This window comes from Streptomyces sp. NPDC088730 (assembly GCF_044751215.1).
Lineage (GTDB): Bacteria > Actinomycetota > Actinomycetes > Streptomycetales > Streptomycetaceae > Streptomyces.
The window spans coordinates 305,337-328,554 of record NZ_JBIVLK010000003.1 but is presented as its reverse complement, the minus strand read 5'-3'; the positions used below and the strand labels follow the sequence as shown (position 1 = coordinate 328,554).

Sequence of the window (23,218 nt, the reverse complement as noted above, 5' to 3'; positions counted from 1 at the left end):
GGCGTTCGAGGCGCGGGCTCCGGGGCGCCGCCACGGCGCCCGCGCCACGCGCGGCGCGTGTCACACCCGTGGCCGGTTACGCCGGGCCGCCGCCCGGCCTATCGTCGGCCCCATGTTCGCCGCCTACGCATCCCGCATCGACCGCGACCACCCCCTCAACGGCCTTGAGCTGGGCGAACGCCCGGCTCCCGGTGCGCGTCCGGGCTGGACCACCGTCAACGTCCGGGCCGCCTCCCTCAACCACCACGACCTCTGGTCCCTGCGCGGCGTCGGCCTCACCGAGGACAAGCTGCCGATGATCCTCGGCTGCGACGCCGCCGGGACCGACCAGGACGGCAACGAGGTCGTCCTGCACTCCGTCATCGGCCAGACCGGGCACGGAGTCGGCCCGGACGAGCCCCGCTCCATCCTCACCGAACGCCACCAGGGCACCTTCGCCGAACAGGTCACCGTCCCCACCTGGAACGTGCTGCCCAAGCCGAAAGAGCTCACCTTCGAGCAGGCCGCCTGCCTGCCCACCGCCTGGCTGACCGCGTACCGGATGCTCTTCACCAACGCCGGGGTACGGCCCGGCGACTCCGTGCTCGTCCAGGGCGCCGGCGGCGGGGTCGCGACCGCCGCGATCGTGCTCGGCCGGGCCGCCGGACTGCGGATCTACGCCACCAGCCGCGACGAGGCCAGGCGCAAGCGCGCCGTCGAACTCGGAGCCGTCGAGGCGTACGAGCCCGGAGCGCGGCTGCCCCACCGCGTCGACGCCGTCATCGAGACGGTCGGCGCCGCGACCTGGTCCCACTCCGTCAAGTCCCTGCGCCCCGGCGGCACGCTGGTCATCTCGGGCGCCACCAGCGGCGACCGGCCCCCGCACGCCGAGCTGACCCGGATCTTCTTCCTGGAGCTGAAGGTCGTCGGTTCGACCATGGGATCCAAGGACGAGCTGGAGGACCTGCTGGCGTTCTGCGCGGCCACCGGGGTGCGCCCCGTCATCGACGAGGTGCTGCCGCTGGACCGGGCGCGTGAGGGCTTCGAACGCCTCGCCTCGGGCGACCAGTTCGGCAAGATCGTGCTGACTGTCAACCAGGATTGACATCCAGGATCGTGTCAATGTAAGTTGACATCATGACCGAAGCAACGGACCTCGCCGCACGCGCCGGCGACCAGGACCCCCGGGTGGGGCTGCGGTCGGTCGCCGCGCTGCGACGGCTGCTGGAGCAGCTCGAAGCCGTACAAGTCAGAAGCGCCCGCGCCAAGGGCTGGTCGTGGCAGGAGATCGCGGCCGAACTGGGCGTCAGCCGCCAGGCCGTGCACAAGAAGTACGGGAGGCATTGATGTTCGAGCGATTCACCAAGGGTGCCCGCGCCACCGTGACCGGCGCCGTCACCTATGCGGACCGGGCCGGTGCCGGCCCGGTCACCGAGGAGCATCTGCTGCTCGCCCTGCTGGACCAGGAGGGCAGCCGGGCCTCCTTCGCCGCCGCCTCGCTGGGTCTCACGGGCCGCAGGGCGTCGGTGGAGGCCGCGCTGGCCGACGCGCACAGGCGCGGCGGCATGACGAAGGCCGACGCCGACGCCCTCGCGGGCATCGGTATCGACCTCACGGAGATCGTGTCCCGGATCGAGGAGGCGCACGGCGAGGGGGCCCTGCGGGGCGAGCGCGCGGACCGCCGCAAACGGATCGGCGGCCGGTTCAGCCGCGGGGCCAAGGGGATCCTGGAGAAGTCGCTGCGCATCGCGCTCGGCCGAGGGGACAGGTTCATCGGCGAGGAGCACGTCCTGCTCGCCCTCGCCGCGTCCCCCGGTGTCGTCGCCGATGTGCTCGCGGAGCACGGTGCGAGCTACGCGGCGATCGAGCGCGCGCTCTACGGGGAGGGCGGCGCGCAGCAGGAGCGCCGGGCGGGATGAGTGAAGGGCGGCCCGGGCCGCCCGTCGTCCCCCGTCGTCCCCCGTCGTCCCCCGTCGTCCCCCGTCGTCCCCCGTTCCTCGTCGTCCCGCGTCGTTTCTCGTTCCCTACTTCGTGCTGCCGTCGGGGTCCTTCCGCAGGAGCGCCCCGATGTGGGCCGCCGCCGTCGACAGGTGGCGGCGGGCGTCCGCGAGCTGCTTCTCCGTCACCCCCCGGTCCCTGGCCGCGTCCCGGATGTCGTCGCGGAAGCGGTCGAGCAGCCGGTCCAGATCGCGCGCCGGGTCACCCGTGCCGCCCGAGTCCTTGCCCCAGTCGGGGTCGGCGTCCGAGGGTTCCGGCTTGGTGTAGGGAGGCCAACCGCCGGTGCGGGCGATGCCGCTCAGCTGGCCGGTGATCTCCGCCAGCCCCTCCCGTACGCCGGCCGGCCAGTCGCCGCGGGCGAAGTGCTCCTGGACCTGGCGGGCGGCGTTCTGCATCTGCTCGCGTGCCCGGTCCTGTGCCTCCTTGGCCTGGCGGCGGGCCTGCTGGGCGTCCTCGCGGGCGCGGCGGGACTCGTCCTTCGCCCGGCGGGCCTGCTCCTTCCACTCCTGCTTGGCCTTGCGCAGCTCCTCCTTCGCGGTCCGCCACGCCTCCCTGTCGCTGAGGTCGGACAGATCGCCGAGGCCGCCGAAGTCCCCGAACCCGCCGAAGGGGGATTCCTTGCCGGTCTTCCCGCCCGGACGGGAGCCGGTTGAGCCGTTGGAGCCGGTGGTGTGCCGGGACTCGTCGGCGGCCGCGCGCATGTCGCTGCGCAGCTTGCCGGCCGCTCCGCGCACGTCGTCGCGCATCTCGGCGGCCAGCTCGGAGACCGAATCCCGGATCTCCAGCTCCAGATCGGCGAGCTCGCCGGTCCGGCCCGCGAGTTCGGCGCGGCCGGCGTCGGTGATCGAGTAGACCTTGCGGCCGCCCTCGGTGGCGTGGGTGACCAGGCCCTCGGCCTCCAGCTTGGCCAGCCGCGGGTAGACCGTGCCGGCCGAGGGCGCGTACAGCCCCTGGAAGCGCTCCTCCAGCAGCCGGATCACCTCGTAGCCGTGGCGGGGCGCCTCGTCGAGCAGCTTCAGCAGGTACAGGCGCAGTCGGCCGTGGGCGAATACGGGGGGCATGTCAGAGCACCTTTCCGGTCGGCTCGGCGTCGTGTGCCTCGTCCTCCACCGGTGGGCGGCGGAGCAGGGCGATCGAACCCGAGACCGTGGTCGCCTTCAGCGTCCCGCTCCCGGAGCCGAGCGTGCCGGTGATCCGCTTCGACCCCCACTGGCCGTCGACCCGCAGATCCTCGAAGCCGTTGGAGACGGAGCCGCTCGCGGTGTTCGCCTCCACCTTCGCGTCCGCCGGGTGCGGCAGCCGGATGGCGACCTCGCCCGAGACGGTGGTGAGCCGGATGTCGGTGGGCTTCCCGTTCGGGTCCAGGTCGAGGACCATGTCGCCGCTGACCGATTCGGCCCGTACGGACGCCCCGGCGCCCTCGACGACCGTCAGATCGCCCGAGACCGAGTGGAAGCGCAGATCACCGGTGACGGCCTGGGCCTCCACGTTGCCGGACACGGTCTCCGCGCCGACCGGTCCCGCGAGTCCGACGAGGGTGGTGTCGCCGGTGACGCCGCGCACGTCCGTACGGCCGCGGATCCCGGAGACGAAGGCCCCGGCGCCGACCACGCCGACCTCCACGGCCGATCCGGCCGGGACCGCGAGCGAGACGGCCGCGTGGCGGTGCCAGCCCTTGCGGTCGAACCACTTGAGGAGCCCCTGCCAGGCCAGGTCCTCATAGGTGACGGTGAGGACACCGTCCTTCTGGGTCACGATCAGCGGCGGCCCCTCGATGCCGGTGACCTCCAGCCTGGCGGTCGGCTCGTCGGTGCCGACGACATTGACCGTCCCGTTGACGATGCGCACGCTGAGCGCCGTCACGGGTTCGTCGAAGGTGAGCTTCTTGGGCTCGGCGATGGTCCACGTCGACACAGGCATGGATCTGACCTCCCGGGGAGCGCGAACGACGCAACATATCGCGTCTCTTGCAGAACACGATATATCGCGGATTGGGGAAGTCAAGACAGGTCGGAGAGGTGGCCGGGGTGAGGTTGATGGAGCAAATCGCATCAAAGAGTGATGAATCGTGGCTATCTGTCCTACGGTGTGGGGCATGGACGCGACATCACCCGTGGGCGCACTGCTGCTGTGCCGGGCCGAGCCCGAGGCCGTCCGGCCCGTCGCCCACCTGCTGCGCGAACCGATGCTGCTCGCGCCCGCAGGCGAGGGCTGGAGCGTCCTCGTCCCCGGGGGAACGCCCTGGCAGGACCGGCCCGAGCAGGGCGCGGGGGTGTCGGCCGAGCCCGTCGACCGGGTGCTGGGCGGCTGGGCCACCGCACTCGCGGTCGGCTCCACCTGGCCGGTCCTGGCGCTCTGGTGGGACGGCGACCGGGCCGGATACACCCTGGCCGCGGGCTTCCGCCGGCCGGTCGGCTACGTCTGGCTCGCGGACGGCACGCCGGTGGGCGAGGACGAGGCGATGCGTACGTTCGCCGAGCGGCTCGGGCTCGATCCCGTACTGGACGTCCAGGTCCTCGAAGGCCTCACCCGCCCCGATCCGGAGGCGGACGCCCGCACCCGGCTGCGCGGGCTGCTCGCCGTCCTCACCCGCATCGGCCTGACACTTCCGGCCGGGCTCGCCCCCGGGGACTCCGCCGCCGCGCTGACCGCCGGCGCCGGCCGCGGGCCCGCGGCCGAGCGGATCGCCTGGACGGGCTGGCGCGACGCCGTCATGGTCGAGCTGGAGGCGGTGGAGAACAGTCGCGTCGGCCCCTGGATGCGCGGCCCCAGGGCCCGCGCCCTGGCAGGCGCCCAGCTGGCCGCGGGGCTTCCGCTCGCCCTCTGGGGAGCCGGCCGGCGCAGCGGTGGCTGGGTCTTCGCCGGGGCCCTGCTGATGGTGCACGGCGCGCTCGGACTCGCGTACGACCGGATCAGGGCCGACGGGCCGGGCGGGGCGGCGGACGAGCCGGCCTGAGGGACGGCGGTTCGGCGTGAGGATCATCCGGCCTCGGCGGCCGACGGGCCCGTCCGACGGCTGAAGGGGCGGTCCGCCGGTGCGCGGGATGCGTCCTGCTCGCCCTCGTCGTCCAGCCGGACGCGGCGCCCTACTCGTCCTCGTCCTCGTCGTCGTCCAGCCGGGCCAGCCAGGTGGCGAGGCGCTCGACCGGCACCTCGAAGTCGGGATTCAGATCGACGAACGTACGCAGCTGCTCGGCGAGCCACTCGAAAGTGACCTCCTCCTCGCCTCGCCGCTTCTCCAGCTCCTCGATACCGCGGTCGGTGAAGTACATGCGGGCCAGTTTAATGCCTGGTGAGAGCCCGCATCGGCTGCGGGACCCGGCCGTCCGGGCGGCCCGTGAACCGGTTCGCCGCGCCCCCGCGTCCTCGTCCGTGTCCCTCGCATCGGAGGTCTACGCCCGTTAGCCTGCGGGTAGTTGGGGAACGGGGGGTGTCATGGGCGACAGTGTGGCCCGTATTACGCGCATTGAGATGCCGGACGGCACGCCGGTCTGGGCCCGGATCTCGGGGGCCGAGGAACTGGACGGTCCGGCGCCCGGTTCCGGTCCGACGTACACGGACACCGGGTTCGGTGACATCGCGGACCAGGTGCAGGCCCGCGTCGAGAGTCTGCACTCCGTGGTGACCAGCGTGGCGCGCTCGCTGGCCGTGCCGCTGCGCGCCGTGCGGCCGGACGAGGTGAGCGTCGAGTTCGGGATCGAGCTCACCGCCAAGTCGGGCCGGATCGTCGGGCTCCTCGCGGACGGCGAGGCCAAGGGAGCCATCAAGGTCACGCTCACCTGGAACGGCGGCGGGCCCCCCGTCGACCCGCCCCCGCCGGCCCCCGTACCTGCCCCCGTCCCCGTACCCGCGCAGTCCCCGGTGCCTCCGGTGTCCGTGCCGCCGGTCCCGTTCGCGCCCCCCGGGGTCCCGTCCGCCGCACCGGCGCCCGCGCCCCCCGGCCCGTCCGCCGGTGCGTCCCCCGGCGCCCCGGCGCGTCCGGACGGCGCGGGCGACACGGACGGCGGCGGGACATGAGTCCGGAGGGCGACGGGGGCGCGGACGGGGGCCCGGGGCAGCCGGAGACTGCGCTCATGGGCCTCGTGCACGACGCCACCGTGCGCATCCATCACCCCGGGGCCGGGTATGCCCAGGACGGACCCAGCGGGGAGTTCCTGGGGAGCGGCTTCTTCATCGCCCCGAGCTGGATCCTCACGTGTGCGCACGTGGCGATGCGGGGGGAGGGGGGCGTGGTGAACGTGTGGTTCAAGGAGGACCGCTACAGCACCGAACTGAGCGAGGTGCCCGGCAAGGTCGTCGTCGCGATGCCCGGCGCCCGTCCGCAGGGAGCCCCCGGCTGGCCGGCCCCCGACCTCGCGCTCATCAAGCTCCAGCGGCCCGTCGAGCACACCTGCGTGTACGTCACCGAGCGCTCGGAGGCCATGCTCCGCAGCAGGGAGATCCACTGCGTGGGCTGGGCGCCCTCGCAGGGCGGCGGGCTGCTGAAGCGCAGCGGCGTCTGCGTGGTGAAGGGGGCCTACGGCGCGTCGGACGACACCGAACAGGTCGTCCGGCTCGACGGGGACTGGCTGGAGCCCGGCATGTCCGGCGGACCCGTGGTCGATCTCGCCCGGGGCGAGGTGGTCGGCGTGATCAAGTCGCGGCTCGACAACCACCAGGGCGGCACAGCCGTGGGGATCGAGCGGCTGCGCACCCTGAAGGTGCCGTCCGCGCCCGTCGAGACCGAGGCCGACGACACCTACCAGTCCGTGTTCCACGCCCACGACCGCTACCACGCGGACCGGCACAACAGCCCGGCCAGCACCGAGCGGACCTGGGCCGATGTGCAGAGCGAGCTGGCGTACCCGCCCGGCGGCGTCCTCGGCCCCAAGCGGCGGGCGGATCTGCTGGGGCGGCTCGCCGAGTTCCCGCCGCCGGTCAGCACCCGCGGCCTGCTCGTCCTCCTGGACACGCTGCCCGGCGTCCACTCCCGTGACCACCGCCCGGCCCCGCGCGGCTGGCGGGACGGCCTGGGGGCGCTGTACGACACCCGCGCCCGCGACCGGGACGCCCCGCTCGAACTGGTCCTGCGCTACTGCATGGGCGTCCTCGCCGCGGAACGCCCCTTCGACGTGCCCTCCACCAGGACCGCCGCCAAGTCGCTGTGGGAGTGGGTGAAGCGGATCGCGGAGGAAGAGCTGTCCCGGGACTTCCGCCGGCAGCTCGCCATGGAGTGGGCGGCCGTCCGGCTGCGCCTGGAGGAGAACCGCCGCCGGGCCGTCACCCGGACGGGCGGGGCCGGCCGCCCTGGTGAACGCCCCTGTGTCCTACTGGCGCTGGAGCCCCAGGGCTGGGCCCGGGACCGCTACGACTGGCGGATCGGGGTCGCCCGTCACACCGGGGAGATGCTGCCCGTCGACGAGGACAGCCAGGGCGCCGCGCTCGACCCGCTGCCGGACCGGCTCGCGGCCGCGCTGACCGAGGCCTTCCGGCAGTGCGACGAGCCGGGCAGCCCCGCTCTCCTCCAGGTCGCCGTCACGCCCGCGCTGTTCGGCCTCGATGTCGACCGCTGGACGCTCCCCTCGGACGGGCTGCCGCTCGGCGTCGTACGCCCGGTGGTGCTGCGCAGCACCGTCCACGGTCCGGCCGAAGAGCGCCTGGCGCGCTGGAAGCTCACCCAGGGCGGCGGGACGCGGGCCGAAGTCGTCGACTGCGAGAACGAAATGCGGGTACGAGTACCGGAGGCCGCGCAACTGGGCACCCTGGCCCACGAAAGCGTGCCGGTGCTCTGCCGTTACGGCAGCCGGCCGGACCCCGAGATCACGGCCGGGGTGGTGCGGGTGCTGGAATCGGGCTTCGGCGTGGCCCTGCTGCAACGGCGGCCGACGGAGACCGACACGGTCTGCCGGGAATTCCACCGACGCGTGACCGAGGCCGTCTTTGACGCCCGGTCCCGTGACGTGCTGCCGCTGAAAATGCTGGAGCTGAGAAAGGGAGTCAGTGCGGAACGTCCCGAGACGTACTGGTCCGATGGAATCGCCCTGTTCTATGACGATCCGCACCATCCGCTGCCCGGTTCGGACGAGTTCCTGGAGGCGCCGTGACCAGACGCGCCGGTCATCAGTCGATCGGACCCCTGAGGACTGTGCCGGTCCTCTTACGGGGGGTGCGCCCGATCGCTACGGTAAAGCACGTTCGACGGCTGCCGTCCCCCGGCGGACCAGCTGCCGCACCCGGCGGACGAGTGACACGAGGACCACGCTATGAGTGAACCCACCGAGTGGCTCATCTACCGCGGGATCGGTGAACCGCACGACGGTTTACCACAGTTGCCGCCCCCGCCGCCCTGGCGTGACTTCTCGGGGGGCCGCGGCGCCCCGGCGGACGGGGGCGACTCCGTCGACCGCCGGCTCGGCATCCCCGGGCGCATAGCGGAGGAGCACCGGCCGGGCGCAGAGGAGCTCGAAATGATCAACGCCGCGCTGTATCTGCGGCGGCCGCTGCTCGTCACCGGGGACCCGGGGGCCGGGAAGAGCACGCTGGCCCACTCGGTCGCCCGTGAGCTCGAACTGGGCAAGGTGCTGCGCTGGCCCATCGTCAGCCGCTCCACACTGCTGGACGGCCTCTACCACTACGACGCGATCGCCCGGCTGCAGGACGTGCAGATCGCCTCGCACGCGGCCGCGAACGGCGATGCCGGAGCCGACCCGGCCCAGAACGTGGGCAGTTACATCCGGCTCGGCCCGCTCGGCACCGCCCTGCTGCCCTCGGACCGGCCCCGGGTGCTGCTCATCGACGAGCTCGACAAGAGCGATATCGACCTGCCGAACGATCTGCTCAACGTGCTTGAGGAGGGCGAGTTCGCCATTCCCGAGCTGGAGCGGATCGTGGACCGGCTGCCCGACGGCGAGGCGGACGTGCTGGACCACGACGGCAACAAGGTGCGGATCAAGGGCGGCCGGGTGCAGTGCCGGGCGTTCCCGTTCGTCGTCCTCACCAGCAACGGCGAGCGGGACTTCCCGGCCCCACTGATGCGCCGCTGCATCCACCTGGAGCTCGACCGCCCCGACCACAAGCGGCTGGCCTCCTTCGTCAAGGCCCATCTGGGCGAGGAGGCGGCCCGTTCCAGCGAGGACCTCATCACCCGCTTCCTGGAACGGTCACGCAGCGAACTCCTCGCGACGGACCAGCTGTTGAACGCCATCTACCTCACCCACGCCGCTGCGCCGGCCGGCCGCGACCGGCTGGCCGAACTGCTCATCCAGCGGCTCGACCGGCCGAGGTGAGGTGCTGATGCCCGGGGCGGACGACGCCGTCGCGCTGCCCGGTGCGGCCGGTGCCCCCGAGCCGTACGACGGAGAGCTCCTGCAGGCGCTGGTGGCCCGGCTGCGCGGGGCCGGGCTCGACCCCGATGTCGAACAGCTCTGCGACGCCCTCTGGCTGGCGAGCCGGACCGGTCCGCCCGGCGGCCCGGAGCAGGACGGGGACGGGCCCGGGGCGCCGTCCCCGGACGCGCTGACCCCGCGGGAGCAGGCCGGCCCGGGAGTGCGGGAGGGGTCGGGCGCGGGCGGCGGCCGCGTCACGGACACCGGCCGGCCCGAGGAGGACCGTGAGCCGGGTGACGGGCCGGCCGCCGACGGACGCATCGCCCTGTACCCCGACCCCGGCGCCCCGCGCTCCGGAATCGACCGGGACGGAGGCGGCCGGAACGCGGGCGGCGCGCCGGGCCGCCGCAGATCCCCGGCCGAGCCCCGGGGCACCGAACTCGCGCTCGGCGTACCGGCCGCCCCGGTCCTCCCGGCGCCCCTGGAACTCACCCGCGCGCTGCGCCCGTTGCAGCGCTACCGCCCCGTCTCCGCCCCGCTGCGCCGCACCCTGGACGAGACGGCCACCGCCGATCGCAGCGCCCGCGCGGGCGGCATGGTCATGCCGGTGTTCCGCGGCGTCGGCCGGGGTGACGCGATCCTCCAGTGCGTCATGGACGCCTCGTCCTCCATGCTGGTGTGGGACCGGATGTTCGGCGAACTCCAGCAGATCTTCGGCCAGTTGGGCGCCTTCCGGGATGTGCAGGTGCGCTATCTGCACCAGGGCCCGGACGGCGGCTGCACGGTCAGCCGGAGCTCCGACCCCGCCGCGGCCCCGCTGCACTCCGCCGACCGGCTCAGCGATCCGACCGGACGCCGGGTCACCGTGGTGATCAGCGACTGCGCCGGGCCGCTCTGGCACAGCGGACGCGCCCACCGGCTGCTGCACCAGCTCGCCCGGCAGGCCCCGGTCGCCGTGCTCCAGCCGCTGCCGCAGCGCATGTGGAACCGCACCCGGCTGCCGGTCACCTTCGGTTCGCTGTCCCGGGGTGACGGCCTCGCCGGAGCCACCCTGCTGAAGGTCGCGGAGGACGCCGGAACCGGCCCCGCCGTGCACCCCGGCGCCCTCGCTGTCCCGGTCCTCCCGCCCGCGCCGGACGCGCTGGCGGCCTGGGCCAGGCTGCTCTCCGGTACCGGTGCCGCCCGGATCTCCGGAGCGGTCGGCTGGGTGCGGGCCGACCAGCCCCCGGCGGCCGTCCAGCGCTCCGGCGCCACGCTGTCCTCGCTCCAGCTGGTCAGCCGCTTCCGGTCGACGGCCTCACCGGCCGCGGGGCAGCTGGCCGTCTACCTCGCCGCCGCGCCCCTCTACCTGCCGGTGATGCAGCTCGTGCAGCGCACCATGCTGCCCCAGTCGGGCCCCTCCGAACTGGCCGAGGTGCTGCTGAGCGGACTGCTCTCGCGGGTCGACGGCGCGGCCGGCGGGCGCGGCCAGTGGTACGCGTTCGAGCCCGGCGTCCAGGAGGCGCTGCTCGGTCCGCTGGGCCGGGACGAGGCACTGCTCGTACTCAAGCACTGTTCGCAGTACATCGAGACGCGGTTCGGCAAGGGCGGGCCCAACTTCCCGGCACTGGCCTTCGCCCAGCTCGGCGACGCGGGGGCGGACGGCTCCCCGTACGCCACCGGACACGCGGGCACCGGGTACCGGGAGCCCGACGACGACGGTGCCGAGGGTGACGAGGGCGAGGACAAGGAGGAGAGCGACGACAGCGAGGAGAACGAGGCGGACGGGGTGGCGGGGAGGCGCGCCGGCCCCCGCGCGCCCCATGCCTTTGCCGAGGTCGCAGCCCGCGTACTGGAGCGATTCATGCCCGTGCCCCCCAGATTCGTGATCCCGCCGAAGCCCCCCGTCCCCGGACCGCCGCCCCCCGGCACCACCTCCGTCGTGGAGCGGGCCCGCGAGCTGGTCCGGCAGTTCGAGGCCGACAAGATGGTGCAGCGCCTGATCGACGCGGTCCAGCTCCTGCGCGGCGCGACCGAGAACGGCCCGCGCCAGTCGGTCGACCCCGGACTCTGGGCCGAGTACGCGCGCTGCGTCCTGCGGCTCTGGGAGGTGCAGGGCGGCGGCGAACTGCTCCGCGAGGCCGAGCGCGCCGCAGAGCGGGCCGCCGCCGTTCCCGGTGCGGTACGCGAACGGGCGGTGCTGGCCAAGGTGCTGCACGCCGCGGCCGACGACCGGCGGCGCCGCGGCGACCGGCGCGGCGCCCTGGAGCTGCTGCGGCGCGCCGACCGCGAGTACACCGCCGCCTGCGCCGCCCCCGGCCTCGCACCGGCGGAGGCGCTGCGGCTCACCCTGGAGCGGGTGCGGGCCCTGGAGGCGCAGTGGCGGCTCGACGGGGACAGCGCCCTGTTGCAGAGCGCCTGCGGGATGCTGGAGGCCTTCGCGGACTCCTGGCCCGACCAGGAGAACCGGCCGGCCGCACTCCCGCTCCAGCACGGCCGGACACTGCTGAAGCTGGCCGGCGCCACCGAGGATGCCGAACAGTCCAGGGAGTTCGCCGCGCAGGCCGCCCGATCGCTGCGCACCGCCTTCGCCCAGGGCGGCCGGCACACCATGGGCACCGAGGTCCGCATCGTGCTGGACCTGGTGGACGCGCTGCTGGCCTCGGGCGAGGAACCGGACGAGGCCGCGACCCTGACCGGCCAGGCGCTGGAGACCGTACGGGAGCAGCGCCAGCGCGCCCAGTTGCAGACCAGGGCCGGACGGGTCCGGGTCGCCCGCTACGAGCACACCGGCGACCCGGACGAGCTGGTGGCGGCCGCCGACTGGTTCGCACGGGCGGCCCGGGGCACCCCCCGGGACTCCCGGGCCCACACCGACCTGCTCGCCGAGTGGGGCGGCACGCTGCTGCGCCGCGCCGAACTCCCGGACGGTGCGGCGCACATCGGGGCCGCGGTGCGCGTGCTGCGCGACTGCCGGACCGAGACGCCGTCCGGCGGCCCGCATCAGTCGGCGCGGCTGCTGATGCTCGGCCGGGCCCTGATGCTGCGGCACCGGGCGACGGCGGACCGGGTCGACCTGCGGGAGGCCGAGTACCTCTTCGGACTGGCGGCGCAGGAGGCCGCGGACCCGCTGACCGCCGCCCGCTGCTGGCTGGAGCTGGGCCGGGCGCTCCTGGAGGCCGCCGACGCGCTGGCCCGGCCGACCCGGCGCGACGAGGCGGCGGAGGCCTTCCGCTCGGCCGCCGCTTCCGCCGCGACGGCGGAAACGGAGCTGGAGAGTCCGCAACAGCTCTGGGAAGCAGTCGAGTTGGGTGCTACAGCCAACCACTGGCGGGGTATGACCTATGAGAGAGCGGGGCGCCCCCGGGCCGCGCGAGAGGCCTACCGGGCGGCCCGCCTGGAGTGGCGCAAGCTGCCGAACGGCGGCGCGGCCGCGGGCGACCGGACCGCGGAGCGGCTGGCCGAGCTTGAGCGCTGAGTGCTCAATGGCGAGCACCCGGGCACGGCCGTGCGTCCGGGCCGGCGCGCGACGGGTGACCGCACGGGCGGCGGGACGAAGCGGGTCAGGGACGCGGGACCGCGGTGCGCGCTCAACGACGAGCGCGGCACGGGCGGCCCGGTGCTGAGTACGGGGAGGCGTGATGAACGAGTCGACACGTAGCGACGGGGCGGCAGTGCCCGCCGGCACGGGCGGTGGCGCGTCCGGAGCCGAGGGCGCGCTGCCGGATCTGCTGGGTCTCGATCTGGAGACCCTGCGGACCCTGCACCACCCGGTGCTGGCCGAGGTGGTCGCGGATCTGCGCGGCCGGGCCGAACAGCCCAGGGAAATGCTCTGGGGGTTCACCAGCGCGTTCTGAGACGGGCGGCCCCGCGGTGGCGCCACCGGAGCGGGGGCCTGTGGGCCGTCTCGCGGTACCGCCGCCCGGACCGCGGCCCGGCGGACGGTTTCGGCCCGGGGCGAGTCCGATCAGGACATCATCGTCCGGGACGTGTCTGCCCGCGCCGCGCGACGGGGATACTCACCCCGCGCCGGTGCCGGTGACCGTCCCGGCAGACGTACAGCACGGGGGTGCCGGAGTGGTCCGACGGGCGACGCCGCAGAGGGAGCGGCGGTACGAGGACGGGAGCGGTGAGCCGTTCCCGGGTACCGCGCGCCCCACGGGGGCCGGACCGCGCCCGCGAACGGCCGGCGGCGCGGGCCCGCCCGCACCCGTGCCGTTCGGGCAGTTCATCGTGAAGGTGCACGGCCGCTGCAACCTCGCCTGCCGGTACTGCTACCTGTACGAGGGCCCCGACCGCACCTGGCGGGACCGGCCCGCCGCCGCCGCGCCCGCCGTCCTGGAGCGCACCGCCGACCGGATCGCCGAACACGCCGCCGCCCACCGGCTGCTCCACGTCGCCCTGGTGCTGCACGGCGGCGAACCCCTGCTCGCGGGCCCCGACCGGCTGGCGGCCCTGGCGGACCGGGTCCGGGAGCGGGTGCCCGCCGGCTGCGCCGTCCACGCGACCGTGCAGACCAACGCCACCCTGCTCACCGACGCGGGCGTCACCGTGCTCGCCCGGCACGGAATCAGCATCGGCATCAGCCTGGACGGCGGACTGGCCGCCCACAACACCCAGCGCACCGACCACGCGGGCCGCCCCTCCTGGCCCGCCGCCGCTCGCGGCGCCCGGCTCCTCGCGGACCGCCACCCCGGCGCGTACGCGGGCATCCTCACCGTCGTGGACCCGCGCACGGACCCCGTCGAGATGTACGAGTCACTGCTCGCCCTGCGCCCGCCGGCCCTGGACCTGCTCCTGCCGCACGGCAACTGGACCAGCCCGCCGCCCGGACTGCCGGACCCGGCGGGCATCCCCATGGGACCGGGTTCCGGCCGCGCCACCCCGTACGGCGACTGGCTGTGCGCCGTCTTCGACCGCTGGTGGCCGGCGGCCCGGCGGGAGACCCGGATCCGGCTCTTCGAGGAGTGCGTCGCCCTGCTCCTCGGCCTGCCCGCCGCCACCGAGTCCCTCGGCCTGGACCCCGTCAACGCGGTCGTGGTGGAGACCGACGGTTCGATCGAACAGGTCGACTCGCTCAAGTCCGCCTACGACACGGCCGCCGCCACCGGACTCGACGTCTTCCGGCACACCTTCGACGACGCCCTGCGCCACCCGGGCGTCGCCGCCCGCCAGGCCGGAGCCGGCGCGCTCGCCGCCGTCTGCCGGGCCTGCCCGCTGCTGACCGTCTGCGGCGGCGGCCACTACGCACACCGCTACCGCGCAGAGAACGGCTTCATCAACCCGTCCGTCTACTGCGCGGACCTCGAACGGCTGGTCCGCCACGTGGCGGACCGGCTCGCCGACGCAACCGCAGGAGACCCCCCATGAGCCCCGCCATACCCGAGCGCGTACTGCGCGAACTCGGCCGCACCGAGGGCGACACCGACTCCCTCGGCCTGCTCGTCCGCGACCAGGACACCCGCCGCCTCGTCCTCCTGCGGGCCCTGCTCGACGCGGCGGCCGCCGCGCCCACGACCGTGTGCCCGCCCCCTCTGCTCGACCGGCTGCGCGAGGACTGGGCGCTGCTCGAAGCCGCCGAACGCGCCGACCGGGCCGCCGCGCGCACCGTGCTGTTCCACCCCATGACCGGCCCGTGGGCCCAACGGCTCCTGGGCGGCCTCGCCGGCACCACCGCCGCGGGCCCGGAACTCCACACCGACCTGGCCCATTTCGGCGCCCTCGCCGCGGCGGCCGCGATCCGGGCCGCGCTGCCCTGCACCGCCCGGCTCACCGCCCGCGGCGGACTGCTCTCACTGCCCACTCTGGGCGCGGTACGGGCGGCCGACGGACCGGTCGAACTCGCCTACGCGGAAGGCGACATGACGGTCCGCCCGGACCGTGCCCCGCCCCTCTCGGTACGGGCCCTGCCGGACGGCACCATGAGCTCGGCCGACCCCCGCTGGCTGCCGGTGCTCACCCTGCCGGCCGTACTGCCGGGCGTCGGCCCCGTACCCCTGGACGACCTCGACCCGTACCGCACCCGGGGCACCGGGCTGGAGCGCCACGGACTCAGCGCCGCCACCCACATCGACGACCACGAACGCAAGGCCTGGACCGAATCCTGGTCCGGAGTCGAGCCACTGCTGCGGGTGGGCGGCGAACACCGGCTCACCGAGGCGGCCGTACTGCTGCGCTGCCTCGTCCCGCTCGGACCGCCGCCCGGATCCGGGCCGGACGGCCGGGGCGCGGCCCACTGCAGCGGCACCCGGCGCGAGGCGTTCGGCGCCGTCCTCAGCAGCAAGCCCGCGACCCCCGCCTACTTCGCCTCCACCCTCGTGCACGAACTCCAGCACACCAAGCTGGCCGCGCTCGGCGCACTCGTCCGGCTGCACCACGAGGACGCCACCCCACGCCACTTCGCTCCGTGGCGCTCCGACCCCAGGCCCTTCGACGGGCTGCTCCAGGGCGCCTACTCGCACCTTGCGCTGGCCGACTACTGGCAGCGGTTCGCGCTCGGCGCGCGCCGGGTCACCCACCGCGATCTGGCCTGGACGGAACACGCGCGCTCCCACCGGCAGGTCGGCGCCGTACTGCCGGTCCTGGCCGGCTCGGCCGCGCTGACCGACGAGGGGCGGGTGCTTGTCAACGAGATGATCACGGTCTACCACCGTCTGGAGGATTCGCCGCCCCCCACGGGTCACCTGGCTCGCGCGGAGGCCTATGTGAGCACCGCCAAGGTGATATGGCAGCAGAGGAACGGATCACCCGGGAGCTGAGCGGCCAGTGAATCCGGCCGGAGCGTCAGTGCTCAGGTGTATCTTGACAGAGCTCGCAACGAGGTCAGGGAGACGGTTGAATGCCCGGAACGCGTAAGCAAGTTGGAGCAATCGGGGCGCAGACTGTCACCCTCAGTTTCGCCGGTTTCAACCGAGCCTGGGCGGCGTGGATCGCGGACCGGCTGGAGCGGCGCGGGGTGGCGGTCGTCCAGCAGCGCTGGGACCCTCCGGTCGAGGTACCGCTGGAGGACGCCCTGCGGGACCTGATGCTCTCCCGCGGCCGGATCCTGGTCCTGCTCAGCGACTGGTACTTCCGGGTCGGGCCCCGCAGCCACGAGGAGTGGAACCGTGCCCTGCGCGAGGTCGTCGCTCCCGACCCGGACCGCTTCGCCGCGGCGTCCGTCACCACCTCGGCGCTGCCCGGCGCCACCTCCGTCTTCGGCGCCGCGGACCTGACGAACGTCGGCGCGGACGAGGCCGAGCGCCGGCTGCTCGTACGGCTGGGACTGCCCACGGACCCGCTGCCCGAGGCCGCGGCGGCGCGGCCGGGCCCGCGCTACCCGGCCGACACCCCCGAGGTGTGGGGCGGGGTGCCGCGCCGCAACACCCGCTTCACCGGCCGCGAGGAACTGCTCAGCAAGGCCTACACCGCACTCCAGGACGCCGGCGCCGGTGCGGGAGTCGTCACCCTGCACGGCATGTCGGGCGTGGGCAAGACACAGCTGGCCGCCGAGTACGTCTACCGGTTCGGCTCCGAGTACGACGTGGTGTGGTGGGTGCCCGCCGACCGGCGCGCGGTCTACCGCCAGAAGCTCGCCGAACTCGCCCCGGAGCTCGGCCTGTCCACCGGTGCCGAGTACGGGGAGCGGCTGCGCGCGGTCCGCGACTCGCTGCGCCGCGGCGACCCGCACTCCCACTGGCTGCTGGTCCTGGACGGCGCGGACGAGCCGGAACAGATCTGGGACCTGGTGCCGACCGGCCCCGGCCACGTGCTGATCACGTCCCGCAACCCCGAGTGGGGCGAGCACAACAGCAACCTGGTCGAGGTGCCGGTCTACGACCGCGACGAGTCGGTCGCCTTCATCCTCCGCCGGGCCCCGCGCCTCACCCGGACCGAAGCCGATCAGCTCGCCGAGGCGCTGGAGGACCTCCCGCTGCTGCTCGACCAGACCGCGGGCTGGCTGAACGACTCCGACATGTCCGTCGAGGAGTACATCGAACTCCTCGGCGGCGGCATCGACCAGGACGTCGTCAAGGTCTCCGCCGACTTCCCGCTGGCCTTCCAGACCGCCTGGTCGATACTGCTGAACAAGCTCCGGGACACCGTCCCCGAATCCGTCGACCTGCTGCGCCTGTGCAGCTTCTTCGCGCCCGGCTCCATCCCCGTACGGCTGCTGAAGGAGATGCCGCCCGGAGAGCTGCCCGAGCAGCTCTCCGGACTGATGAACGACCCCCTGCTGTGGAACAGGGCGATCGGCCAGCTGCGTCAGTACTCCGTGGTCCGCCTGGAGTCGCACGAGGCCGTCGTCGACGAATCGTCCTCCGGCGAGTCGATCTACCTGCACCGCATGGTCCACCAGATCGTCCGCAAGGACATGCCGGAGCACGACCGCCAGGAATTCATGGACGTGGTCCGCCGCGCACTCGCCGCCGCGGACCCTGGCCGCCCCACCGACACCCGGCTGTGGCCCCGGTACGCGGAGATCACCCCGCACCTGAAGTGGGCCGACGTCCTGCGCAGCACCGACCCGGCGGTCCAGTCCCTGGTGCTCAATTGCCTGCGCTACATGTACCTCTCCGGTGAGTACCGGGCCGGCATCAAGCTGGGCTCCCGTGCCATGACGGCATGGGGTGAGCTGATGGGGGAGATTCACCCCCGGGTCTGGGACCTCAGCTACAACTACGCCAACCTGCTGCGCGCGGTCGGCGACTACGCCGGGACCGAGGTGATCGAGCGGGCCGCCGTCGACCACCTGCGCGCCGAGCGGGGCATCCACGACCTGGAGCACCTGCGCGCCGCCAGCGGCCTCGCGGCCGACCTGCGCGGCCTCGGGCGGTACGACGAGGCGTACGAGATGTCGAGCTGGGTCCTGAGCGCGTACCGTGAACTGCTGGGGGACGAGGACTCGCTCACGCTCAGCGCGCAGAACAACCTGGGAGCGTCCCTGCGCCTGCTCGGGCGGTACGAGGAGGCGCTGGAACACAACCGGCGCACTCTGGAATCGCGGCGGCAGCTGCTCCGGCAGCGCCACAGCTGGACCCTGTACTCAGAGATCAACTACGCCACCGACCTGCGTCTGCTCGGCCGGTACGGCGAGGCCGAATCGCTCCAGACCCAGAGTGTCCGGGTGCACCGGCTCGTGATGGGCAACGAGAACCCCCAGACTCTGCGCGCCGAGCACAACCTCGCGCTTTGCTACTACCGTTCGGGGCAGCGCGGTCCGGCTGCCGAGCTCTTCACCCGGGTGCTCGAACGCGGTGAGCGGGTGCTCGGAGAGAGCGATCCGCTCACCACGATGTTCGCCGCCAGCCAGAGCTGCTTCGCCCGGGAGCACGCCGACATCGACCAGGCCCGGGCCATAAGCGAGAAGGTCATGGAGGCCTACACGGACATGCTGGGTGAGCAGCATCCCTACGTGGCCGGCACCCGTGGCAACCACGCCCTGATCCTGCGCAACGTGGGGGAGCGTGACCACGCGCACCACCTGGCGGAGGAGGCCCTCGCGGACATGGGCCGGGCGGTGGGCGAGGAGCACCCCTGGACGCTGGGCTGCGCGGTCAACGCCGCGGCGCTGCGCAATCTCGTGGGCGACCCCGAATCCGCCGCCGCGCTGACGGACTCGGTCATCACCCGGGCCACCGAGGCCCTCGGCAGGACCCACCCGCTGACCCTCAGCGCCCGTATCGCGCACGCGGCCGATCTACGGGCACTGCGCGACCGGCAGCGGGCGGACAAGGTCGAGACGGAGGCGCTCGGCGATCTGGCCGCCACCCTGGGGGCGCAGCACGTTCACACGGTCTCGGCGCGCTCCCGCAACCGGCCGTACTGGGACTTCGAGCCGCAGATGATCTGAGTACCTCCGAGCACCGGCGGCAACGGCCGGGGGCCCGGCCCCGCGCGTGATGCGCGGGGCCGGGCCCCCGGTCCGTGCTGTACCGCTCAGGCCTCGAAGACCTCGTCGAGCAGCTGGGTCTGCTCGGCCTGGTGACGCTTGGCCGAGCCGACCGCGGGCGAGGAGCCGCGCGGCCGCGAGATGCGGCGCAGGCGCTCACCGTGCGGGACGTCGGCGCCGACGGCCAGGTCCAGGTGGTCGATCAGGTTCAGCGCGATGAACGGCCACGCCCCCTGGTTGGCCGGCTCCTCCTGCGTCCACAGGTACTTCTCGGCGTTCGGGTACTTGGCGATCTCCGCCTGGAGCTCGGCACCCGGCAGCGGGTACAGGCGCTCAAGGCGGATGATCGCGGTGTCCGTGACGCCACGCTTCTCGCGCTCGGCCTCAAGGTCGTAGTAGACCTTGCCCGCGCAGAAGACGACCTTGCGGACCGCGTTCGGGTCGACCGAGTCGTCGCCGATCACCGGGCGGAAGCCGCCGGTGGTGAACTCCTCCGCCTTCGACGCGGCCGCCTTCAGCCGGAGCATCGACTTCGGGGTGAAGACGATCAGCGGCTTGTGGTGCGGGTTGTGCACCTGCCACCGCAGGAGGTGGAAGTAGTTCGACGGCAGCGTCGGCATGGCGACCGTCATGTTGTCCTGCGCGCACATCTGGAGGAAGCGCTCCGGGCGGGCGGACGAGTGGTCCGGGCCCTGGCCCTCGTAGCCGTGCGGCAGCAGCAGCGTGACGCCGGAGGTCTGGCCCCACTTCTGCTCGGCCGAGGAGATGAACTCGTCCACGACGGTCTGCGCGCCGTTGACGAAGTCACCGAACTGGGCCTCCCAGATGACCAGCGACTCCGGACGGGCCAGCGAGTAGCCGTACTCGAAGCCCATCGCCGCGTACTCGCTGAGCAGCGAGTCGTAGACGTTGTAACGGGCCTGCTCCTCGGAGAGGTAGAGCAGCGGGGTGTAGTCCTCGCCGGTCTTCTGGTCGACGAGCACCGCGTGCCGCTGGCCGAAGGTGCCGCGGCGGGTGTCCTGGCCGGCGAGCCGGACCGGGGTGCCCTCCATCAGCAGCGAGCCGATGGCGAGCGTCTCGCCCATGCCCCAGTCGATGGTGCCGTTGTCCACGGAGGCGGCGCGGCGCTGCATCTGCGGCATCAGTCGCGGGTGCACCGTGATCGAGTCGGGGATGTTGACCTGCGACTCGGCGATCAGCTTCACGACCTCCGAGGACACCGCGGTGGTCACAGCCACCGGGAACTCGGCCTGGACGTCCGGGACATGCGGCTGGGACGGTGCGGAGGTGGCCTCGCGGACCTCCGCGAAGACCTTCTCCAGCTGGCCCTGGAAGTCCTGGAGCGCCTGCTCGGCCTCCTCCAGCGTGATGTCGCCGCGACCGATGAGGGACTCGGTGTAGAGCTTGCGCACCGAGCGCTTCTTGTCGATCAGGGTGTACATCTGCGGGTTGGTGAACTCCGGGTTGTCGCCCTCGTTGTGACCGCGGCGGCGGTAGCAGATGAGGTCGATGACGACGTCTTTGTTGAACGTCTGCCGGTACTCGAAGGCGAGCCGCGCGACGCGGACCACGGCCTCCGGGTCGTCGCCGTTGACGTGGATGATCGGCGCCTCGATCATGCGCGCGACGTCCGTCGCGTACATCGAGGAGCGCGAGGACTCCGGGGCGGCGGTGAAGCCGACCTGGTTGTTGATCACCACGTGCACGGTGCCGCCGGTGCGGTAGCCGCGCAGCTGCGACATGTTGAGCGTCTCGGCGACGACGCCCTGGCCCGCGAAGGCCGCGTCGCCGTGGAGCGCGACGGGCAGGACGGTGAAGTCCGTGCCGCCCTTGTTGATGATGTCCTGCTTGGCGCGGGCGATGCCCTCCAGGACCGGGTCGACCGCCTCCAGGTGCGAGGGGTTGGCGGCCAGCGAGACCTTGATCTGCTCGCCGTCCAGACCGGTGAAGGTGCCCTCGGCGCCCAGGTGGTACTTCACGTCGCCGGAGCCGTGCATCGACCGGGGGTCGAGGTTGCCCTCGAACTCGCGGAAGATCTGCGCGTACGACTTGCCGACGATGTTCGCCAGGACGTTCAGCCGGCCGCGGTGGGCCATGCCGATGACGACCTCGTCCAGGCGCGCCTCGGCGGCGGAGTCGATGACCGCGTCGAGCAGCGGGATGACGGACTCGCCGCCCTCCAGCGAGAACCGCTTCTGGCCGACGTACTTGGTCTGCAGGAACGTCTCGAACGCCTCCGCGGCGTTGAGCCGGCGCAGGATGCGCAGCTGCTCCTCGCGCTCCGGCGCGGGGCGCGGACGCTCCACCCGGTCCTGGAGCCACTTGCGCTCCTTCGGGTCCTGGATGTGCATGAACTCGATGCCGGTGGTGCGGCAGTACGACTCACGCAGCACACCGAGGATGTCGCGGAGCTTCATCAGGGTCTGCCCGGCGAAGCCGCCGACGGCGAAGTCCCGCTCCAGGTCCCACAGGGTGAGGCCGTGCTCGGTGATGTCCAGGTCGGGGTGCTTGCGCTGGCGGTACTCCAGCGGGTCGGTGTCGGCCATGACGTGGCCGCGGACCCGGTAGGAGTGGATCAGCTCGAAGACCCGTGCGGCCTTGGTGACGTCGTCGTCGTGCGAGGCGTCGATGTCCTTGAGCCAGCGGACCGGCTCGTAGGGGATGCGGAGCGCCTTGAAGATCTCGTCGTAGAAGTCGTTCTCGCCGAGCAGCAGCTGGGAGAGGATCCGCAGGAACTCGCCGGAGGCGGCACCCTGGATGACCCGGTGGTCGTACGTCGAGGTCAGGGTCATGACCTTCGAGATGCCCAGCTTGTTCAGGGTGTCCTGCGAGGTGCCCTGGAACTCCGCCGGGTAGTCCATCGCGCCGACACCCATGATGAGGCCCTGTCCGGGCATCAGGCGGGGCACCGAGTGGACGGTGCCGATGCCGCCGGGGTTGGTCAGCGAGGCGGTGACGCCGGTGAAGTCGTCCATGCCGAGCTTGCCGTTGCGGGCCCGGCGGACGATGTCCTCGTAGGCCTGCCAGAACTCGAAGAAGTTGAGCGTCTCGGCCTTCTTGATGGCCGCGACGACCAGCTGGCGGTCACCGTTCGGCTTCACCAGGTCGATGGCCAGGCCGAGGTTGACGTGCTCCGGCTTGACCAGGGTCGGCTTGCCGTCCTTCACCGCGAAGGAGTGGTTCATCGCCGGCATGGCCTTGAGGGCCTGCACCATCGCGTACCCGATGAGGTGCGTGAAGGAGATCTTCCCGCCCCGGGCGCGCTTGAGGTGGTTGTTGATGACGATGCGGTTGTCGAAGAGCAGCTTCACCGGGACGGCGCGGACGGACGTGGCCGTCGGCAGCTCCAGCGAGGCGTTCATGTTCTTCGCGACCGCGGCGGAGGGGCCGCGCAGCGTCACGTACTCCGGCCCGGCGGGGGCCTCGGCGGCCGGTTCGGCGGCGGCCTTGGCGGCCGGAGCCGGAGCGGCCTTCGCGGGAGCCGGTGCCGCCTTCGCCGGAGCAGCGGGAGCGGCCGGAGCCGCTGGGGCGACAGGGGCGGGCGCGGGCGCCGGAGCGGCGGGTGCAGCCGGGGCCGGAGCCTGGGCCGCGGGCTGCGCGGGCGCGGCAGGCGCGGTGTGGTTGGTGGCGGTCGGTGCGGTCACGGCCGGAGCCGTGGGCACCGCAGCCCCCGCGGCTGCGGCGCCGGGAACGGGCTTGTCCGCCGTGCCGGACGTACCCGGCTTGTAGTCGGCGAAGAAGTCCCACCAGGCGCGATCGACCGAATTGGGATCCTGGAGGTACTGCTGGTAGATCTCGTCGACGAGCCACTCATTGGGGCCGAAAGCAGCAGCCGGGTTCGAACCCGGGCTGGCTTGGTCGGTCGAGATGCTCGAGTTACTGGGGGACTGAGACGACACGGCGGCAACCGCCCTCTTCCGCTTCACAAGGTGGTGGACAGCGGAAATCAAGGCTACGCCTCCCGGACCGTTCCATGCGGACCGGGCCGGTCTTCGTCGTGCAAGTCACATCGAAAGTCGGGTTTCGGCGCAGGAAATGGCGGGAAACAAGCTTGGTTCCGCATTGCTCCGGGTACGCGAGACCGCAG

Annotated in this window: 16 protein-coding genes; 12 read left to right on the top strand and 4 right to left on the bottom strand. The window is 73.1% G+C overall.

Annotation, left to right across the window (positions count from 1 at the left end; all coding sequences use genetic code 11):
- The first annotated feature begins 112 nt into the window (after positions 1-112).
- From ACIP89_RS13355 to ACIP89_RS13345, 3 genes are read left to right on the top strand one after another with little or no spacing between them, the layout of a single operon-like run.
- Complete coding sequence (locus ACIP89_RS13355) at positions 113-1,084, top strand: zinc-binding dehydrogenase (RefSeq protein WP_402114889.1); 972 nt, start codon at positions 113-115, stop codon at positions 1,082-1,084.
- A gap of 32 nt (positions 1,085-1,116) precedes the next feature.
- Complete coding sequence (locus tag ACIP89_RS13350) at positions 1,117-1,326, top strand: helix-turn-helix domain-containing protein (RefSeq protein WP_402114888.1); 210 nt, start codon at positions 1,117-1,119, stop codon at positions 1,324-1,326.
- Complete coding sequence (locus ACIP89_RS13345; protein ID WP_402114886.1) at positions 1,326-1,898, top strand: Clp protease N-terminal domain-containing protein; 573 nt, start codon at positions 1,326-1,328, stop codon at positions 1,896-1,898. Before ACIP89_RS13350 ends, ACIP89_RS13345 begins: the two co-directional genes overlap by 1 nt.
- Before the next feature lie 105 nt (positions 1,899-2,003).
- On the opposite strand, the gene ACIP89_RS13340 is transcribed toward ACIP89_RS13345, so the two are convergent.
- Both ACIP89_RS13340 and ACIP89_RS13335 read right to left on the bottom strand, forming a co-directional pair.
- Complete coding sequence (locus ACIP89_RS13340) at positions 2,004-3,038, bottom strand: helix-turn-helix transcriptional regulator (protein WP_402114884.1); 1,035 nt, start codon at positions 3,036-3,038, stop codon at positions 2,004-2,006.
- A gap of 1 nt (position 3,039) precedes the next feature.
- Positions 3,040-3,897 (bottom strand): DUF4097 family beta strand repeat-containing protein, encoded by an 858-nt coding sequence (locus tag ACIP89_RS13335; RefSeq protein ID WP_401920600.1) that lies wholly within the window; start codon positions 3,895-3,897, stop codon positions 3,040-3,042.
- 175 nt (positions 3,898-4,072) lie between these two features.
- Here ACIP89_RS13335 and ACIP89_RS13330 point away from each other — a divergent pair, with 175 nt between their 5' ends.
- Positions 4,073-4,933 carry a hypothetical protein gene (locus ACIP89_RS13330; RefSeq protein ID WP_402114882.1) on the top strand — a complete coding sequence of 287 codons (861 nt, stop codon included), beginning with the start codon at positions 4,073-4,075 and terminating at the stop codon, positions 4,931-4,933.
- Between the two features lie 130 nt (positions 4,934-5,063).
- On the opposite strand, the gene ACIP89_RS13325 is transcribed toward ACIP89_RS13330, so the two are convergent.
- Positions 5,064-5,249, bottom strand: coding sequence for a DUF6104 family protein (locus tag ACIP89_RS13325; protein ID WP_018102711.1), 186 nt, complete (start codon positions 5,247-5,249; stop codon positions 5,064-5,066).
- Positions 5,250-5,412: 163 nt separating this feature from the next.
- On the opposite strand from ACIP89_RS13325, the gene ACIP89_RS13320 reads away from it, so the two are divergent.
- The 8 genes from ACIP89_RS13320 to fxsT all read left to right on the top strand — a co-directional run bounded on the left by ACIP89_RS13320 (position 5,413) and on the right by fxsT (position 19,092).
- On the top strand, positions 5,413-5,994 hold the full coding sequence (locus ACIP89_RS13320) for a CU044_2847 family protein (RefSeq protein WP_402114880.1): 582 nt from the start codon (positions 5,413-5,415) through the stop codon (positions 5,992-5,994).
- Between the two features lie 56 nt (positions 5,995-6,050).
- A complete protein-coding gene (locus tag ACIP89_RS13315; RefSeq protein ID WP_401927785.1) occupies positions 6,051-8,060 on the top strand; it encodes a trypsin-like peptidase domain-containing protein in 2,010 nt (669 codons plus the stop codon).
- A 159-nt stretch (positions 8,061-8,219) separates the two neighbouring features.
- The gene (locus ACIP89_RS13310) at positions 8,220-9,242 is read left to right on the top strand and encodes an AAA family ATPase (RefSeq protein WP_402114878.1); all 1,023 of its coding nucleotides are present in this window, start codon (positions 8,220-8,222) and stop codon (positions 9,240-9,242) included.
- A gap of 7 nt (positions 9,243-9,249) precedes the next feature.
- Positions 9,250-12,738, top strand: coding sequence for an SAV_2336 N-terminal domain-related protein (locus ACIP89_RS13305; protein ID WP_402114877.1), 3,489 nt, complete (start codon positions 9,250-9,252; stop codon positions 12,736-12,738).
- A gap of 163 nt (positions 12,739-12,901) precedes the next feature.
- Entirely contained in the window at positions 12,902-13,117 is a 216-nt protein-coding gene (fxsA, locus tag ACIP89_RS13300) for an FxSxx-COOH cyclophane-containing RiPP peptide (RefSeq protein ID WP_402114876.1), read from the top strand.
- A gap of 355 nt (positions 13,118-13,472) precedes the next feature.
- A complete protein-coding gene (locus tag ACIP89_RS13295) occupies positions 13,473-14,630 on the top strand; it encodes an FxsB family cyclophane-forming radical SAM/SPASM peptide maturase (RefSeq protein ID WP_402114875.1) in 1,158 nt (385 codons plus the stop codon).
- Positions 14,627-16,018: an aKG-HExxH-type peptide beta-hydroxylase gene (locus ACIP89_RS13290; RefSeq protein WP_402114874.1), complete on the top strand. Its 1,392-nt coding sequence runs from the start codon at positions 14,627-14,629 to the stop codon at positions 16,016-16,018. Before ACIP89_RS13295 ends, ACIP89_RS13290 begins: the two co-directional genes overlap by 4 nt.
- 80 nt (positions 16,019-16,098) lie before the next feature.
- Positions 16,099-19,092 carry an FxSxx-COOH system tetratricopeptide repeat protein gene (gene fxsT / locus ACIP89_RS13285; protein WP_401920576.1) on the top strand — a complete coding sequence of 998 codons (2,994 nt, stop codon included), beginning with the start codon at positions 16,099-16,101 and terminating at the stop codon, positions 19,090-19,092.
- Positions 19,093-19,178: 86 nt separating this feature from the next.
- Here the strand turns inward: fxsT and ACIP89_RS13280 are convergent, their stop codons facing one another.
- The gene (locus ACIP89_RS13280; RefSeq protein ID WP_401920574.1) at positions 19,179-23,030 is read right to left on the bottom strand and encodes a multifunctional oxoglutarate decarboxylase/oxoglutarate dehydrogenase thiamine pyrophosphate-binding subunit/dihydrolipoyllysine-residue succinyltransferase subunit; all 3,852 of its coding nucleotides are present in this window, start codon (positions 23,028-23,030) and stop codon (positions 19,179-19,181) included.
- Positions 23,031-23,218 lie beyond the last annotated feature (188 nt).